The sequence below is a fragment of the Pseudomonas entomophila genome (genome assembly GCF_018417595.1).
Taxonomy (GTDB): Bacteria; Pseudomonadota; Gammaproteobacteria; order Pseudomonadales; family Pseudomonadaceae; genus Aquipseudomonas; species Aquipseudomonas entomophila_C.
In genome coordinates, this window is record NZ_CP070982.1 from 4,529,662 (window position 1) to 4,545,090 (window position 15,429).

Annotated in this window: 16 protein-coding genes; all 16 read right to left on the reverse strand. The window is 63.5% G+C overall.

Annotation, left to right across the window (positions count from 1 at the left end; translation table 11 throughout):
* Position 1: 1 nt before the first annotated feature.
* Positions 2-2,080 (reverse strand): hypothetical protein, encoded by a 2,079-nt coding sequence (locus tag JYG34_RS19725; RefSeq protein WP_213657959.1) that lies wholly within the window; start codon positions 2,078-2,080, stop codon positions 2-4.
* Positions 2,081-2,205: 125 nt separating this feature from the next.
* On the reverse strand, positions 2,206-2,508 hold the full coding sequence (locus JYG34_RS19730; protein ID WP_213657960.1) for a phage tail assembly protein: 303 nt from the start codon (positions 2,506-2,508) through the stop codon (positions 2,206-2,208).
* 12 nt (positions 2,509-2,520) lie between these two features.
* Complete coding sequence (locus JYG34_RS19735; RefSeq protein WP_213657961.1) at positions 2,521-3,030, reverse strand: phage major tail tube protein; 510 nt, start codon at positions 3,028-3,030, stop codon at positions 2,521-2,523.
* Positions 3,031-3,043: 13 nt separating this feature from the next.
* On the reverse strand, positions 3,044-4,210 hold the full coding sequence (locus JYG34_RS19740) for a phage tail sheath subtilisin-like domain-containing protein (RefSeq protein WP_213657962.1): 1,167 nt from the start codon (positions 4,208-4,210) through the stop codon (positions 3,044-3,046).
* An 84-nt stretch (positions 4,211-4,294) separates the two neighbouring features.
* Positions 4,295-4,723, reverse strand: a complete 429-nt coding sequence (locus JYG34_RS19745) for a phage tail assembly chaperone (RefSeq protein WP_213657963.1) — start codon at positions 4,721-4,723, stop codon at positions 4,295-4,297.
* 8 nt (positions 4,724-4,731) lie between these two features.
* Entirely contained in the window at positions 4,732-6,432 is a 1,701-nt protein-coding gene (locus JYG34_RS19750; protein ID WP_213657964.1) for a phage tail protein, read from the reverse strand.
* Positions 6,425-7,033, reverse strand: a complete 609-nt coding sequence (locus JYG34_RS19755; protein ID WP_213657965.1) for a phage tail protein I — start codon at positions 7,031-7,033, stop codon at positions 6,425-6,427. The genes JYG34_RS19750 and JYG34_RS19755 overlap by 8 nt, the downstream gene beginning before the upstream one ends.
* Position 7,034: 1 nt before the next feature.
* On the reverse strand, positions 7,035-7,916 hold the full coding sequence (locus tag JYG34_RS19760) for a baseplate assembly protein (protein WP_213657966.1): 882 nt from the start codon (positions 7,914-7,916) through the stop codon (positions 7,035-7,037).
* Entirely contained in the window at positions 7,913-8,239 is a 327-nt protein-coding gene (locus JYG34_RS19765) for a GPW/gp25 family protein (protein WP_011535222.1), read from the reverse strand. The genes JYG34_RS19760 and JYG34_RS19765 overlap by 4 nt, the downstream gene beginning before the upstream one ends.
* Before the next feature lie 82 nt (positions 8,240-8,321).
* Positions 8,322-8,879 carry a phage baseplate assembly protein V gene (locus JYG34_RS19770; RefSeq protein WP_213657967.1) on the reverse strand — a complete coding sequence of 186 codons (558 nt, stop codon included), beginning with the start codon at positions 8,877-8,879 and terminating at the stop codon, positions 8,322-8,324.
* On the reverse strand, positions 8,876-9,373 hold the full coding sequence (locus JYG34_RS19775) for a hypothetical protein (RefSeq protein ID WP_213657968.1): 498 nt from the start codon (positions 9,371-9,373) through the stop codon (positions 8,876-8,878). The genes JYG34_RS19770 and JYG34_RS19775 overlap by 4 nt, the downstream gene beginning before the upstream one ends.
* Positions 9,374-9,492: 119 nt before the next feature.
* Positions 9,493-9,837 (reverse strand): hypothetical protein, encoded by a 345-nt coding sequence (locus JYG34_RS19780; RefSeq protein ID WP_213657969.1) that lies wholly within the window; start codon positions 9,835-9,837, stop codon positions 9,493-9,495.
* Between the two features lie 6 nt (positions 9,838-9,843).
* The gene (locus tag JYG34_RS19785; protein WP_213657970.1) at positions 9,844-10,833 is read right to left on the reverse strand and encodes a hypothetical protein; all 990 of its coding nucleotides are present in this window, start codon (positions 10,831-10,833) and stop codon (positions 9,844-9,846) included.
* Positions 10,834-10,881: 48 nt separating this feature from the next.
* On the reverse strand, positions 10,882-11,070 hold the full coding sequence (locus JYG34_RS19790; protein WP_213657971.1) for a hypothetical protein: 189 nt from the start codon (positions 11,068-11,070) through the stop codon (positions 10,882-10,884).
* The gene (locus JYG34_RS19795; RefSeq protein WP_213657972.1) at positions 11,054-11,437 is read right to left on the reverse strand and encodes a hypothetical protein; all 384 of its coding nucleotides are present in this window, start codon (positions 11,435-11,437) and stop codon (positions 11,054-11,056) included. Before JYG34_RS19795 ends, JYG34_RS19790 begins: the two co-directional genes overlap by 17 nt.
* On the reverse strand, positions 11,437-15,414 hold the full coding sequence (gene gpJ, locus JYG34_RS19800; protein WP_213657973.1) for a TipJ family phage tail tip protein: 3,978 nt from the start codon (positions 15,412-15,414) through the stop codon (positions 11,437-11,439). Before gpJ ends, JYG34_RS19795 begins: the two co-directional genes overlap by 1 nt.
* Between the last annotated feature and the right edge of the window lie 15 nt (positions 15,415-15,429).

Consider the following 15,429-nt stretch of genomic DNA (forward strand, 5'->3'; position numbering starts at 1 on the left):
CTTAAAGTGCGATATGTGGGGTGTCGGCCAGTTGTACCGAGCGGGCCTGGCGCATCAGCTCTTCCAACTGGCGACGGGCGATGGCCTCCAGTTGCTGGAGCACGGACGGGTCGTCCAGGCTGTTGCTGAAGGTGACCGGCATGTTGGCGGTGAAGGTGAATTGCTGGTTGATCGGGGCTGGTGAAGCCGGGACCGGTGTTGGTTGCAAGGCGGCGGGCTGCGCGATGGGAACAGGTGATGCAGCCGAAGCGCTGGTATTGTCGACTGGAGCAGTCCGTGCCATGGACTTCTCCCCGCGTTGTGTTCCCTCATCCTTGCCGGGGCCCGATACCAACGTTTTACCCAACCAGCCACCAACGCTTTCCCCACCCATGCTACCGAGCACACCGCCGATGAGCCCGCCAATGGCGGTACCGATGACCGGCACTACCGAGCCAATCGCGGCACCGGCCGCAGCGCCGGCCAGGGTACCGCCCAGTCCACCGACGGCACTGCCATAACCTTCCGCCTTGGCTTGCGGCGTGGCATCACTGGCGTAGGTCTCGGCTATCTGCAAGGCGGAGTCCAGCGCCGCACCTCCAGGCACGCGCTTGAGCAGCCCCCTGGCCAACGGAAGACGTGAACTGACTGCCTTGAGAGGAGCGATCGATGACAGCGCCGATACGGCACTGCTTGCGCTTTCCACGGCAGTCGAACCGTTCGATACGGGCCCGGATGTGAGTGAAAAGCCATTGCCGTTCACCGAAGGAAGTGCCCGTATCGCCTGCCCCAACGCCGAAGAGGCCGTTGGCATTACGCCGCTGGCACTTCCTGCCGTTTGGTCTCCGGAATTAGGAGCCGCGGTAGTCGTCCCTGCCCGTCCGCCCAACGCCGAGGCAGTCGCGTCCGGCCCTTGATTGGGGGCTGGCGCCTCTTCGACCTCCTCGACTTCTTCTTCCTCTTCTTCCTCTTCTTCCTCTTCTTCCTCTTCTTCCTCTTCGATGTCTTCATCTACCGCATTGGATTGAAGCGGCTTCTGGGTGGCCCCGATACCAACGTGCGTCCCTGCACTCAGCTCAGAACGACTTGCAGAGGTGGCGGAAGCTCTGGTACCTGAAGCGCCAGCATCCTCTTGCGTGGGCTTACCGCTGAACAGCTTCAAGGTCTCGGTGCCGACGGCACCTCCGACCGCCTCGCCGAGCATGCCTCCGAACAGGCTGCCCATCTCCTTGCCCCATTTGTTGCCTTTACGACCGAACAGAGCACCAAGAGCTGCACCGGCAAGTGAGCCGCCCATCTCGCCAAAGGCAGCACCGATGCCCTGGGCTTTTTCCTCCGCCGTTCCACTGCCGGCAAGAATGCGGCCGGATTTGACGGCAGCAGTCACCGCACCTACACCCGTTTTCTCTTTGACCGTCTCCCAAGCCTCTTGCCTTGCCTCAGGTGACTTTTTCGCCCGACGGACGATCACCGTGCCAGCACCTCCCACCGCACCGATGGCGGCGCCAGCCACTGCAAGACCTTTCAGCGCAGATTCAGTAGTGCTCTCAAACGGCACCTTGCCAGAGAACATTTCAGGGTCGCCTGGCGGCTCTCCCTCTGGCCTGGCTGGCCTGCGCACCGATGCCCGTACCGCAGCCTCCCATTGATCGGGTGGCAGGAACGCCTGTGAGTCGATTACCTGACCGCCGTTAGGCCGGCCAGGCACGGAAATCTGCTGTGGCACTCGCCAGTCTTGTTGCAAGGCACCGAGGCCCGTGGTCCTCGATGCAGCCCCCAGCTCGACCTTGCCCAACGCCCCATAAAGCCGCAGCAAGCGCTCGAGTTCATCACCCTCTCGGCGCAACTGTTCGACCTGCCCATCTCGTGAGCGTGCGTCACTCGAGGGGGCCGCCGAATCCAGGACAGCGTTGGAGTTCGCCGTGCCCTCTGGTGCAATGACCTGCGATCCTTGCCTTCCAGGCTCGTCACCAGCACCTTCTATTGGCATCGGCCAGCCTAATGTTTGATCCGGCGCAAATTGCAGGGGATACGATTCGAACGCAGCCCCTACCACCGGAACGACAGTGACGCCGAGGGTGAACACTTGTGTGTTCGCCATAGGTTCCTCCTTGTCACTCCGCCAGCCACCAGACCATGTCGCTGTACGACATGGTCATGATTTCGCTCGCGGAAAAGTTCAGCTCCTTGGCCAGCCGCCTGGCGGCGGCCTTCTGCCGGGCGGGGTCAAAGCTCGTCGTCCTGCACCAGGCGAAAATAGCCCGTCTGCAGGCGGCTGTAGTCCTTCAGGGCCAGGCCCTCGAGGTCCTTGACGCCGACTTCGGCGAGCGAGGCGAACAGGTTCAGTTCGCGCTGCTCGTCGTCGCTCGTACCACCGGCCTGGGCATTGCGGATGTCACGCACGGTGGGGGCGCGCAGCGACAGGCTGTCGACCTGCACGCCGTTGGCCTCGCTGGGGCGCGATAGGCGCACGGTCACGCGCTCGGCGGTGACGGTCAGCCATTGCGGAAGCTTTTTCGCTTGAGCCATCGAGTGTTCTCCTTAAAGACCCAGGGCAGCGCGCTGGGCGGCCAGTTGGTCGACGCCGTCGATCACCCGCTTCATGCCCAGGGCATCGATTTCGTAGACCAGGCGGCCGTCGACTTCGAGCTTGTAGTAGGTGACGGCGACGCTGTGCTTGATCTCGGCCTTGTCGCCGGATTTCCAGTCGCCCATGTCGATCTCTTTCAGCGCGCCACGCAGGGTGACGATCACCGGGTTGATCTTGCCTTTCAGGCCCTTGAAGGCGCCGCGGAAGGTGCCGTTGAAGGCGGTGCCGTCGGCCAGGCCGAAGAACTTCAGCGACTCGCGGCGCACGCCGGTGGTGGTGAAGGCGGCTTCCTGTTTTTCCATGCCCTGGTCCATCTCGACCGGCATGTCCATGCCACCGGGGCGGTGCTCTTCCATCTTCAGGGTGAGCTTGGGCAGGGTCAGGCTGGGGACATCGCCCTGGAAGCTGACGCCATCGACGAACAGGTTCAGGTTGGCCAGGGTTTCGGGAATCATTGCCATGTAAATGTGCTCCTTAAGCAGCGGTATCGAGGACTTCGGTCAGCCACTGGTTGGTGACTTCGACGCGGAAATTGGGGTTTTCGGCAGGCGGCACATCGGTGAAGCGGATGTTCCAGTACACCTTGCCCTGCTCCAGCTGGCTGGCGGTGTTCAGCTCCGGGTCGGCGAAGACTTCGAAGTTGATGATCGCGCCCTGGTTCTTCAGGTCGCGCATGAAGGCCTGCAGGCCCTCGGTGACGTCCTTGACGTAGGTGGCGGTGATGGAGCGGTCCACGGCCCATTTGTGGCCGTAGAGGATCGCGTCCATGACGATGTCCATGGTGCGCACGCGGGTGACGAAGGCCCATTTCGGGTCGCTCGACAGGGTGCGGTTGCCCCACAGGCGGAAGCCGTCATCGCGGATGATGGTGGCGATGTTGGCGTTGTTCAGCAGGTTGGCGCGGCAGGTGTCGTCGCCATCGAGGAACTCCACCGCGCGGGTGGTACCGGTGATGCCGACGAACTCCTTGTTCGAAGGCGACGCCCAGAAGCCGTACTCGCGGTCGGTGTAGGCGAACAGGCCGGCGACCCAGGCCGAGCCTGGCGCGTCGACGGTGGCCTCGGCGGCGTTGTCCCAGTAGCGCACGCCCGGGTCGACCAGGAAGGCGCGCTTGGCACCGAAGTGCTTGGCGTAGGCGATGGCCGCTTCATCGGTGCTGTTCGGGCCGTCGATGATGGCGATGGCGCGCAGCTTGTCGGCCAGGGCCACCAGCGCGGTGCCCACGGCTTGGGTGGCGCTGTGCTTGGGCGCCACCAGCAGGCGTGGTTGGGCGTTGAAACGGCTCTTGCCGTCGAGCAGCGCCTGCAGGCCGGTGCGCTTGCCGTCGGCCAGCACGTTGCCGATGATCGCCGCGGTCTGCTCGGCGCCGTCTTCGAGCTTGGCCACGCCGCAGGCGACGATGACCGCCTTGGCGCGGCTGTAGATGGCACGGCAGGCCTTGGTGATCGCCGCGTCCTGGCCGAACGCCGCGACCGCTTCGCGCTCGCTGGTGATCAGGATCAGGTCGTTGGCCTTGGCGGTGACGCCCGGGCCTTCGGTGAAGGTGTCGACCAGGCCGATGATCGAGGACGACGGCAGTGCGATGCTGCGCGCGCCGGTGTCGACGTTGGTCACGGTGACGCCGTGGAAAAAGCCACTCATAAAGTCTCCTAATATAAAAATGCCCCGTAAGACGGGGCTAAGATTGGGTCCAGCTTTAAACGAAACGCCCTAAGGGATAGGGCGCTATGGAAGGTATCGGGACAGCCAGGTCGGGACGGGAGGACGATGCTCGATCAATGGAAAGTCGCCGGACTCAGGCCAGTTGCGTAGAGCTCGGCGATAAGCCTGCAACTCTGTATAGTGAGCGGCGATGAGCGAAGTTTCAGTGCTAGCCTCCACCTCATCGCGATGGCGTGCGACCAAGCCATCAGTCACCGCAAGTTGCCAATCACGCCACTCTCGCTCGGCCGATGCTAATGCCCCTGCAATTGCTGTAGGTTTCGAAATTATCGGAATACCATTGCGGTCAGGTATCAGTACCTTACCTTCATTCGACGCCGAAACCAGAGCTGAATACTCTTGCGCGCTCAGTTCTACCGCATCAGCCGGAATAGCTTTACCATTTATTTCGGACACATAGAGTCCGCCAGTTTTTGCCGAATAGAAATACATCCTCTCTCCTACTTGCCAATGGCAAACCAATGGATGGTCTGTTGACTTCCACTAATTGCAGGCACCGCGCTTTCGATCCGTATTGTGGAGGTGTTCAAATACCCAGCCCCACAGCGACCAGCTACGCCACCAAGGCCATAGATATAAGAACAAACAACCGCAAGCCCTTGGTTGGGGAAGGTAACTGGAAGAGTGACATCAAGTGTCCCATTTGCGGAAACCACGGCAACACCCCACTGTTGAATTAACCCATTTGGACTTTTAGCCCAACCATTCATCGTAAGTTGTGTACTGAAGTCCGCGGTATTTGAAAGTCCACCGGCAATTACCGCGTAGGTATGATCAGCATTGCAAATCAGCATCAAGGGCGGTTCATTTGAGCGGATTGTGAGCGCGTCGTATGAACGGGAACCGATGGCGATATAACCATTGGGCAATGCTGGTTTATGTACAGTAATTGTGCCGTTTCCCGACCCCACAGAGATGCAGAACACAGACCCTATTGGAATCCCTGACGATGGGAGCACCACGCTGCCACTCCAAGTCTGGGCGCCACCGCCGTCCATGTAGAGCATTCGCCCAACCTGGGCCAGGGTCAGGGTTGAGCCCGAAGGGCAGGTTGTGGAATTGGAAGGGAACGTCAGCCCCAATTCCTTGACGAACTGCGTAGTCGCCAAACGAGTCGAGATATCCTCTCTCTCAGGTGTCGGAGCAGCCGGGCGACCAGTCAGCAGAGGACTATCCTGCGGTGCTTTCAACGCCAATATCGAGTCCAACTGAGTCTTGGTGTAGACATCGGTCAACCCATACCCAGCGACGGTAGTAGGGTTCGTGGCCGCGATGACCCGCCCATACTTGTCGACCGTTACGCTGCGATACAGTCCGGGCACAACACCGCTGCGGCCAAACGCCATTTCGTAGTCCTGGGCACTGACCCCCAGGGTGATCGGCCCATCACTGACCAACTGCCAGGCACCGTCGCCGTTGACCGTACCCTTCTCGACCAGCACTAGCAGACCTGGCGTAACCTTGGCATCGGTGTCGCCATCGCTGCTGCGCGTCCATGCACCTGCGGCTACTTGGTACAAGCCATTGTCCTTGGCCGCCAACTGGTTCTTCACCAGCACGCGAGCGCCTGCCAAGAGCGCGACACCGTCGATGGTCTGCAACCCACTCAGGGTAATGGGCCCGGTGGTAGCCACCTGTACCGAATGCTTGAAATCCTGCTTGGCCAGTTCCTCGGTAACCCACTCGCGAGTCGCCAGTACCACGGCTGGGTCGATCTTCAGCTGGACGTTGCTGGCGCTACTGACCACCAGGTTCATACGCACCACTTGTGTGCGCCCAGAACCCTGGCTGAGCAACGGTTTGTAAGTGGGTGCGCAGTTGGCCACGGCGATCATGTCACCATCGGCGTCATACAACGCGATCTCGCGGATCCACTTGCCGCCCACGTCCGCCGGGATGACCTGCTCGGCCACGATGATCGCGCTGTTCTTGTCGTCCACCTTCAGCTGGTTCAACGGCGCCCGGCGCCATTCGTTGATCAGGCTGGTCTGGGTGGCATTGGGGGTCGGATCGGCGCCATTGGCGTCGCCCACGCCCATCTGGGTGATTTTCCACGGGATGCCCAAGGCATCCGCGTTGGCCTGCTTCGCCGCGCCCACGTTGGTGAGGATGGCGTAGAACTGTGAATTCTGGTCAACCATGTGCAATGTCCAAGGTATCGATTGTGTGTTCCCGGCCGCCGCGGCCGATGGCACCACTGACGATCAGGTCAGGAGGTGCCGGCGGGTAGACGTCGAGTTCGTCGCCGTCCTGCAGCGCGCAGCCGAAATAGAGACCGCCACGGCTTTCGAGGCTGATCACCAGCCCCGTCATGTGGCGGCTGACCGGCCGGGCGTCGTCGATCAACGACGACAGTTCGTTGTAGGTTTCCTCGCTGATGCCGGTGTCGGTCACCCCAACCTTCAGGGCAAACGTCCCCGGCACTCCGGCAGGCTTGGCCTGCCACCATTCCTGCACCTCGATCAGGTAGCCGAACGGCTCGACCACCCGCCTGAGGGCGCCGAGGGTGCCCTTGTGGGCATGGACGAAGAACGCCGAGCGGATCACCGAGCGCTTGATCGCCTCGCTCCAGCTGTCGTCCCAGCGGTCCACCGACCAGGCCCAGGCCAGCTGGTAGAGCAGGTGCGCCGGGCAGGTGTCGGGGTTGTAGAGGGTGCGCAGGCCGGCCTTGAGGTCTTCGTCGGCGGCCACTTCCAGGGCGCGCTCCAACGGCGTGCGGTTGAGCGGCAGAAGGCTGTGCATGTCAGCCTCCGCGCTTGAGGTCGATGCCGGTGCACCAGGCCGCCTGGGCCTTGCTCGGGCGGATGTCATTCCAGCCGATCAGCTCGACCCGGCTGACGCCGTCGATGTGCAACTGGGCGTCGATGCCGGAGCGAGCGACTTCAAGGCCGAGCCTGCGCCGTGGGTTGATCCAGGCTTGCAGGCGGCGCCGGCACTCGCCGAGGACCGTCTCGTACTCCGGGCCGTTGTCGGCCATGTGCAACACGGCCTCGACGCGGTAGGGCAGCACCTCGGCGCTGCGCACGTTGACCCGGTCGGCGACCGGGCGGATGTCGTCGTCGTTGAGGTAGGTTTGCACCTGCGCCAGCAGCTCGGGGCTGGCAACGCCATTGCCGTCCAGGCTCAGCACGGTGATGTCCACCACGGCAGGCGACGGGCTCTCGGCGGTCGCGTCAGCGACCCGGCCCGAGGCGTTGCGGGCGTGGAGGATGTAGCTGTTGCGCGGGCCGGCGGTGGTCAGGCCTTCGTAGACCAGTTGCACCCGCTCGCGCAGGGCATCGTCGGACTCGAGGATGGCCTCGGTCGGCGGGATCGTGCTCGGGTCGGCGGCCTGGATCACCAGGCGTTGCAGGTTGACGTTGGCGGCCAGTTGGTCAAGGTCACGGCCTTCGGCATAAGCCAGCAGCAGCGCCTTGGCGGCATCGTTGATGCGCGCCCGGTTGAGCAGCTTGCGGTAGGCACCGACTTCCAGCAGCTTGGTGACCGGGTCGCTTTCCAGGTTGGCGTTCCAGCCATCGCCCAGCTGGGCGCGGAAGCTGGCCAGATCCTCCTGGTACAGCGCCTCGAAATCGAGGTCTTCGAGCAGTTGCGGAGCCGGCAGTTTCGACAGGTCGACCTGGCTCATACGGTCACCTCCACCAGGGCGTCGTCGCCCAGGTAGCGGCCACTCAAGGCCAGGCTGACCTGGCCGTCGAGCACGGCCACGACCTTGACCCGGTCGAGCTTCAGGCGCGGTTCCCAGCGCCCGAGGGCGCGGGCCACTTCGGCCTGCACCGCGCTCTTCCAGCCTTCGTTGACGGGCAGGTCGACGTAGCGGCGCAACTGGCTGCCGTACTCGGGGCGCATGCGCCGGCTGCCCAGCGGGGTGGTGAGGATGTCCTCGATGGATTGGCGCAGGTGGGCGATGCCCGTCAGGGGCTGGCCGGTGCGGCGGTCCAGGCCGATCATGGGGCACCTCCTGCCGCAGGCGCACCCCGTGCTTGGGTATGCATGGCGTTCTCCTGATATGAAAGAGCCCGCAGGCGCGGGCTCAGTGCTTGTGATTGGCGGTGTTGCCGGCGGTATCGATGATCCGCCCGCCGCCATTGATGTCGCCGCTGACCAGCAGCGGGCCATTGACCGTGACCTTGCCGGTCAGGGTGATGGTCGTGGCATCGAGGGTGATGGCGCCGTCGTTGACCACCAGGGTGCTGGCACCAACCTTGATGGTCGCGTTGCCGCTGGGCAGCTGGATGTCGTAGCGCTTGGCCTGCCAGTCGTAAGCCAACGAGCCACCGTCGTCGAAGCGCCAGACCTCCACGTGATCGCGGTTGTCCGGCGCGGCGCCAGCATTGCCATAGAGGCCCGGCACGAAGGTGCCCTGGGCCGGCTCGCCACTGGGGCTGACCAGCACGCCCTGCTCGCCCAGGCTCGGTGCCCGCCAGTGGCGCGCCTTGCCGGCGGCCTGGCTGTGCCAGCGCACCCAGGCGCTGGTCCAATCGCCGTCGGAGACCCGGACGCGGGCGGCGGCGAGGTCTACCGCCACTACCGAGCAAGGGATCACCAGGCTGGCCAGCATGCGGTCGTGCATCGCCGTGGCGTAGCTCATATCAAGTCCTCCGGGGCCAGATAATTGTCCTGGTTGCCAGGCCCGGTATCGGGGTCGAAGCCCAGTACCAGGCTGCCCGGCGGCTGGTCGGGCCATTGCCAGTGGGGCTCGCCCAACAGCACGGGCTGCTCCCAGGTCACCTTCCAGAGCGCGCCTTGGTACTGGGCCTGGACGTTGCGAACTGCCTCGACGAAGTCCAGGCCCCACAACTGCTGGCGCAACAGGTCCATCAATTGCGCGGCCAGCTCAATGCCTTGCAGCCGAGCATCGGTGTTGCTCGTATCCGGTGTGATGATCGCCTCGAAGGTGACCACCAGCACCGAGCGCCCATCGCGGGGCGCGGCGTCGGCGACCATGCTGACGATGCCGTGGCGCAGGGACGGCAGCGCCGGGTTGCCTGCCACGCCCCGGTCGGCATCGACCGTGGCCAGGTCAGGCATCGCCTTGCGGATGGACGCCGTCAAGGTCGCCTGCAAGGTAGAAAGTTCACTCATGCCGCCCCCTTGCAACCCGCTTCGGGCTGTCGAATACAGCGGCTGAACATCGAGCCATTGGCTTCCTCCGGGCAAAAAAATACCGCCTGGCGGCGGTCGTTCACTTAGGTGGATGGGCACTATGCCGGGCGCCGTGGGCGGTGCTGCTGGTCGGGGAAGCCCTCGGCGCCGTCCTTCCATGCCCGCAGGGCAATCCGGTAGGCGCGCCAGTCGGCGGTGGTCATGCCAGGGATGGCGGTCGGGTCGTTGTCATCGAGCATCAGCAGCTGATCGGCGACCAATTGCATTTGATCGGCGACCCACAGCCCCTCCTCGCCCTTGCGCACTGCCAATGCCTGAGCCTCGACGAAAGCCTGGTACTCGTCATCGGAAAGCCTGACGAACCCCTCCTGAAGATGCAGGCCCAGAGTGTCTTCGTTGTAGGCGTAAATGTTTTCGGTGGTGGGGTCCTTGTAAAAAAACATATGGATTCACCTTAGCTCGTTGAAAAAGACCAGGTTGGCAGTGCCGTTGGCCGCGGCAACCGAATAGGCCGCCCCCGGGGGAACCACGCAGGTGGCCGTATTGATGTACGCACCGGCAACACCCGCGTACTGGCCATGGATCGGGACGCCATTGACGTACAGGATGGCGGTGGTATTGATGCTGCTGGCCGGGCCGAACAGCGCCGAAACCTGGATGGGCCTGCCGGTGTCATTCGTGTAGTTGACACCTGCGGCACGGGCTGCAGTCATGTTCTGCCATGTCTGCCCCAGCCACGACGGCGTGGTGTTGGCCCAGGCGCGCCAGGTACTCCCGACGAGGAAGCGAACCGCTGCTTCATAGCCGGTGACGGAGTACGCGACCTGAATGGCCTCGACGCTGCCCGCTCGGCCCAGGTGCAACACCGCACCGTAGGCGATGCCTGGTGGACGATTGAGGGTGTCGTTGTTGAACCTGTAGGCGCCGCCCTTCCCTACCAGTCCATTGAGGTCGGGGACTGTCTGTGTGTCGGCCCCGATACCGTGGTCACCCACCTTGAGCGCGCGACCCAGTGTTGTATCGAAAGTGCTGGTCGTCAGATTGGCCGCCGCCGCCGTACCAAGGTTGCTTGCGTTGGCGTGGACGGTCCACGCGGTCCAACTCGAACTGTTGACGTTGTACGCCCGTGTCGCGGACTTGCCGCTTACGACCTCGATGGCGAGTTGGGTTACGAATCCGCCCACGTTCGCCGAGGTGTGGATGAACGGGTAGGTGATGCCTGGAGGCAGATGCGCCGCTGCGCCGCTGAGCGCCGACCACCAACCGGGACCGGTAGCGTCATTGCAATCCAGGACATTACGCGTTGCCGCCAACGGGCCGGTCAGGCCGGTGTTGTCCAACACGGCGAAGTTGGCATTGATACGGGAAAAAGCCGTGCGAGCGTCGTCACCGTCAATACCGCTCGGTGGCGTGCCCAGTTTTACGGGATCGAGAGCCATGCAGCCTCCTTGTTGCCAGTCAGGTTGGCCTGGGCCAACAAAATAGGTCTATTCCTCATCGCGGCTCTCCGGCTTCGGATACTTTTCCTTCACTCGCTTGATGCTCGAGTAAAAGGCGTCGACAACCGGAAGTTGCCCGCTGTCCATTGCATGCCACAACGCGTCGAGCTGGTCCGCCATCGAGGGATAGTCGGCGGCGCGCAGCACCCGGTGGTCTGACCTATGCGATATCTTCATGTATGAACCTCGCGTCCATGTAAGGCCATTGGCTGACGACGATCTCGTACCGTGCCGGGTAGTCGAACTCGACCTCGATGACCGGTGAGTCATCGGCGGTGTACTCGACCCCATCGATGGCAATCCTGGCCCCCTCAGGAACACCCTGCAGGGAATGTCCGTCGAAGGTGACCGTCATCTCAGGACGATCGACCACCTCGCGATCCTTGACATAACGGCGCACGTCATCGGTGTCGGTGTGTTCGGGTAGGTAAAGGCAGCCAGGGTAGTGCCTGGCCGCAGCCATCGGGTCCGGCCAGGCGATCACCCGCAGGATCTGGCCGGTCGTCTTGTCGTAATCGACGATCTTGATCGTTGAAAGCAGCATCAGCGCTGTACCTCGAGAACGGTGATGGAGCGGTTGTCGCAACTCATGGACAACCCTGTCATCGCGCTGCCATTGGGGGCGGAGAACTGCAGCCGCAGCTCGTTGTAGCCGCCATACCCGGTCAGCAGGGCCGTGGTATTGAAGCTGGAGTTGGGGCTCATGGCCGGATCGCGGCCCGCTGAGCTGCAACGCCCCTGCAGCCAGACCGCGCCATTGAGCAACACCCGCCAGAAGCACCAGCCTGTCGACATCATCCCTACCTGGGCTGAAAACGTGCAGAGCTTCTCCCAGCCATTGCTGGTAAAACCAAGCGCCTGCACCTCGACCCAATTGGGCGAGCCGTGGTTGGGCGGGCTGTTGATCTGGGCGGCGGTGTAAGCCGAGTAAGGCAAGGTGACCGAGCGCCCGGCAATCTTGAGCGTGCTCACCGACAGGTCGGTGATCTTGCCGGTGTTGACCGACAGGTCCGCGATCTTGCCGGTGGTGACAGACAAGTCCGCGATCTTCGCCTGGGTGATCGCTGCATCGGTGATCTGAGCGTTACCGATGCTGGCGGTACCGATGATCGCGTTGTTCATGAAGACCTGGCCGTTGTTGACCGCGAACACCGACTTCGGCGCGCCCCCCGGCTGATGCATCACCGCGAACCGATCAGCCAGGAACAGCACCTGGGACTGCATCCCATCAGGCGTATTCTCGACACCGATCCCCATGCCGGCGCTGTAGTAGCGCCCGTTCGCATCCACGCCAACCTTGATGCTGCGGGTCGCCCGTACATCACCGCCCAATTTGACCAGGGCTTCGGACGTGTCCTCTACAACGGCCTTGGTTTCGCCCACCCGAGCGGTCAAGGTCTGGTTGTCACGCGCCAGTGCCGATACATCGTCGGTCAGTGCGTCCACCGTACGGTTGACATGGGCGAGGTTACCATCGACCTGGGCCTTGACTTCGGTTACCTGCCTTGCGATCGCCCTGTCGCCCTCGCTGAGCGCGGCATACACCGACCAGGCCCCGGCATGGGCGCCGGTTTCTCCGGCGCGCCAGCCACCCGTGGTGCCGGCCATCGATGGGCTTACTGCGCTTTCAACACCCAGTACACGGCTGGCCATGGACGTGAGTTCGCCGTTGATCTCCTCGACACTGGTCTGCACGCCATCGACGCGCACGGCCAGCGCCTTCACCTGGTCGCCCAGGGAGACATAGGCTCCCATGTTTTCCCAGTAAGTGGCGTTGGCGACGGGCGTCCCTGCCGGCACATCGCCCTTGGCCCGATACAGCTTGCCTTCATGCTTGACCAGCGACCCGGCCAGATAGACCGTATCGGCTTTCCAGTCCGGTGCGCCAGCCAGGTCGGAGAGTTGCGTGGACAACGCGTTGAGCTGGCCTTGCAAGGCGGCATCTGCAGCCTTGAACCGCTCGCTCACCGAACCTGGGCCATCGCCACTGACCTTGCCGATCTCGCTCAGTAGCTGCTTGCCCAGGTGGCTCTCGCTGATCTTGCCGTCCAGGTACTCGAGCACCGCCGAAGCATCCGCGCTCGACTGGCCGTAGACCCATTCGGACCATGGGCCGATGTTGCCGGTACGGTCCACCAGCCGCGCACGGAAGTAACGCACCACCGCCGCGGCCATGCCCGAGTGCAGGTAGGTTGAAGTCGGGTAGGCGAACCGGCCAAGCGCGATCGGATTCTGCCCGGTGCTTTCGGACGCCATCTCGATCTGTGTGTACGCCGTATCCTCGGCGCCCTCGGGGAAGCCCCACGCCAATCGAATGGCGAAGATTTCCGATACTGGCCGCAGGAACGCCACCGCAGGCGGGGCGCCTTCCTTGCCCTTGAGCGCGGTCAACATGGACAAGCGCCAGATCGAGGTGATCTCGCTCACGCTGATCGAGCGCACCCGGGCCAGATAGGCGCCAGCATAGATACCGACGACATCGACACTGGTGGCCCCGGTGCGCGGCAGGCTGATCCAGTTGCCGTCATCCTTGCGCCATTCCACCTCGTAAGCCACCGCGCCGGAAACCGCCGGCCAGGTGATGGTCAGGGTACTGACCGCCAGGCCCTGGCTGATGGCATGGCTGCTGGAGAGGCTGACGCTGGCCGGAGGCGGCACGAGGTTGATCGGCGTGACGCTGATCGGCCGCTCCTGCAGGCGCGCACCGGTGTCGATGTGGTCGAACTTGCTCGGGTCATACTGCACCGCGTTGATTTCGTAGATACCTGGTTCAGGGCGCGAAACACTGGTGACGCGGTACAGTGGGATGGCCAGCTCCGGCGCATCCAGGGCCCAAACCAGCTCGGCACGCGGCTTGCGGGAGTACGCGGTGGTGAGGGTTATCCGCCGCCCGACGACCGCCTCGATGGTGCGCCCTTCGCAGGTGCCATCCGGCAGGTTGAGAATCAACCGGTCCCCAGGCTTGGCCTGGGTGTCGCGATCCAGGGTGACCTGCCGGGCAAAGCCTGTGACGAGGCGTCCGCCGACCGGGCGACCGGCCAGCAGTTCGTCGGCCACCGGGATGACGTAGCCGGGCAAGGGAATACGCCCGTCCATACCGACCCGGAAGCTGATGCCGCGGTCGCGCGAGTTGGTCAGCAGCGCCCATTTTCCGCGGCGCTGCGCTTCGGACTCGCGGGTACAGCCAATGGCACTGAGTTCCAGCGGGTTGTCGCCGTAGCGGCGCAACAGCTTGTCGTCGGCGACCACGGTGACATCGGTGTCGTAGTTGTTCAGTGGGTTGTCGTAGCTGACCAGCACACGGCTGTAGCGGCTGCGCTCGGAACCACTGGAATAGATGAACTTGCCGTCGACCACGTTGGCGCGGGTGTAGGCAAAGTCGAAATCGGTTGCCCGAGGCATGTCGGCCAGGCTGTACAGCTGGCCCTGGGCCCAGTAGGTCATGCCGCGGTAGATGCCGGCGATGTCGCGCAGCAGTGACCAGGCCTCGGCCTTGCCCTGCAGGTTGAGGTTGCAGGTGAAGCGCGGCTCCTGGCCACCCCGGCCATCGGGCACCAGCTGGTCGCAGTACTGGGCGATCCGGTACAGCTCCCACTTGTCGACCATCCACGGCTTGATCCGCCGGCCCAAACCAAAGCGATCGTTGGTGGTGATGCCGTAGGTGACCCAGGCCGGGTTGTCGGTCCAGGCCTGCTTGAAGGTACCGTCCCAGACGCCCACGTAGCGGCGGGTCTCAGGATCGTAGTTGCTCGGCACCGGCCATTTGCGCCCCTTGCACTCGACCGTCACCGCCGGGATGTTGCGGAACTGCTCGGCGGAGAACTCCACGTACAGCAATGCGGTGTTGGGGTAGCGCAGTTTGGCGTCGATGACCTCGGTGATGCCGGCGATCTGCATGGTGTCGGCGATCTTGCCGGTGCTCTGGTTGGGCGTCAGGCGGCGTACGCGCAGGCTCCAACCGTGCTCGGCCTTGGGCAGGTCGATACGCCGGGTGCGCTCGTAGGTGCTGGTGCTCTTGCCATGCACGGCATCCTTGAGCACCTCCACGTAGGCACCACCATCGGTGGCCACATCCACGGCGTATTCGATGCGGTAGCCGTTGACGTTGCCGGCGCTGTCCATGGCCTGCAACGCGGGCCAGGCGAAGCGCAGGCGTACCGCCGACAGGCGGGTGTCGTCGAGCGCGCGCACCCAGGGCTTGTCATGGCGCAACTCCACGCCCTGGGTGATTTCGTTGTCCACCGACGGGATACCGGGAATGTGCGGCTGCTCAAGCGAACCTGGGCGCCACTCCCACTTGACCCCCGGGAAGTTGTAGCTGCCATTGGCATCCATCAGCGGCGTGCCGTCCAGATAGATGTCCTGGGCGCTCGGTGTACCGGCGAATTCTCCCTCACCGACGGCGATGAGCATCTTGGCGATGGCGACGGAGCGCAGGCTGTCGGGGGCCTCGACCGGTGCCTTTGGCTGTTTCTGACCACCTTTGCGACCGGTGATCACGGGTCTGTTGGTTTCGCCCATGGGTTCCTCCAGGCG

Coding starts and splice junctions, on each gene's coding strand:
- JYG34_RS19745 (WP_213657963.1), bottom strand. CDS start 4,723: ATGTATTTCTATTCGGCAAAAACTGGCGGACTCTATGTGTCCGAAATA.
- JYG34_RS19755 (WP_213657965.1), bottom strand. CDS start 7,033: ATGCACAGCCTTCTGCCGCTCAACCGCACGCCGTTGGAGCGCGCCCTG.
- JYG34_RS19785 (WP_213657970.1), bottom strand. CDS start 10,833: ATGGCTCTCGATCCCGTAAAACTGGGCACGCCACCGAGCGGTATTGAC.
- JYG34_RS19725 (WP_213657959.1), bottom strand. CDS start 2,080: ATGGCGAACACACAAGTGTTCACCCTCGGCGTCACTGTCGTTCCGGTG.
- JYG34_RS19770 (WP_213657967.1), bottom strand. CDS start 8,879: ATGAGCTACGCCACGGCGATGCACGACCGCATGCTGGCCAGCCTGGTG.
- JYG34_RS19760 (WP_213657966.1), bottom strand. CDS start 7,916: ATGAGCCAGGTCGACCTGTCGAAACTGCCGGCTCCGCAACTGCTCGAA.
- gpJ (WP_213657973.1), bottom strand. CDS start 15,414: ATGGGCGAAACCAACAGACCCGTGATCACCGGTCGCAAAGGTGGTCAG.
- JYG34_RS19765 (WP_011535222.1), bottom strand. CDS start 8,239: ATGATCGGCCTGGACCGCCGCACCGGCCAGCCCCTGACGGGCATCGCC.
- JYG34_RS19795 (WP_213657972.1), bottom strand. CDS start 11,437: ATGCTGCTTTCAACGATCAAGATCGTCGATTACGACAAGACGACCGGC.
- JYG34_RS19780 (WP_213657969.1), bottom strand. CDS start 9,837: ATGTTTTTTTACAAGGACCCCACCACCGAAAACATTTACGCCTACAAC.
- JYG34_RS19740 (WP_213657962.1), bottom strand. CDS start 4,210: ATGAGTGGCTTTTTCCACGGCGTCACCGTGACCAACGTCGACACCGGC.
- JYG34_RS19730 (WP_213657960.1), bottom strand. CDS start 2,508: ATGGCTCAAGCGAAAAAGCTTCCGCAATGGCTGACCGTCACCGCCGAG.
- JYG34_RS19750 (WP_213657964.1), bottom strand. CDS start 6,432: ATGGTTGACCAGAATTCACAGTTCTACGCCATCCTCACCAACGTGGGC.
- JYG34_RS19735 (WP_213657961.1), bottom strand. CDS start 3,030: ATGGCAATGATTCCCGAAACCCTGGCCAACCTGAACCTGTTCGTCGAT.
- JYG34_RS19775 (WP_213657968.1), bottom strand. CDS start 9,373: ATGAGTGAACTTTCTACCTTGCAGGCGACCTTGACGGCGTCCATCCGC.
- JYG34_RS19790 (WP_213657971.1), bottom strand. CDS start 11,070: ATGAAGATATCGCATAGGTCAGACCACCGGGTGCTGCGCGCCGCCGAC.